At 76.9% G+C, this 666-nt stretch carries 1 protein-coding gene; it reads right to left on the reverse strand.

Annotated features, from left to right (window positions below; translation table 11 throughout):
* Nucleotides 1-594 (reverse strand): DNA glycosylase AlkZ-like family protein (locus AC2W7A_RS13170; protein WP_485991716.1); only part of this gene is annotated, 594 nt, incomplete at its 3' end.
* Nucleotides 595-666: the final 72 nt, after the last annotated feature.

Here is a 666-nt window from a genome sequence, read left to right on the forward strand (position 1 = left end):
GTCGCCCGGGGCGTCCGAGGGCACGACGACGGCGCCCAGGCCGAGCCAGGCACGCATCCGTTCGAGGCGGTCGGCCAGGGCCGCCTCCGTCTGTCCCGCCGCCGGGGGCGGCGTCACCGGGTCCGGGTGGTCACCGGGAGGTTCGCGCCAGGCACCCTGGACGAGCAGAGCACCGGAGCCGCGGCGGTCGGCCTTGAGGTCCACCTGGGCGGTGAGCCGCTCCCCCTCCAGGAGCAGCAGCGAGTAGTAGCCGCGGGTGCGTCGCTCGGCCGGAGTGTAGATGCCCAGCCGATAGCGCACGCCGAAGAGGTGCTCCACCCGGGGCCGGTGGAACACCATCGGGTCGAAGGGGCTCAGCAGGGCGGTGCCGGCGGCGGCACGGGGTACCGAGGCGAGCCGGTGGCGGAAGGCGGGGATCGTCGTCGTGGCCTCCGCCGAGGGCTCCGCACCGGAGGCGAGCAGCCCGGCCTCGGCGATGCCGTCTGCAGCGAGCGCCTCGAGCGCACGGCGGGTCAGGGCGACCGGCAGCCGGTAGTAGTCCGCGACGGAGGCCGGCGTGGCGATGCCGAGGGCCCGCAGGGACTGCTCGACCAACGGCACGGCATGGGCCCAGGGGCCTCGTCCGCGGACGGCGCCGCGGCCGTCGGCGGGGCGGCCGGCAGGCGT

This window comes from Micrococcus sp. LASM2_SD2 (assembly GCF_057364565.1).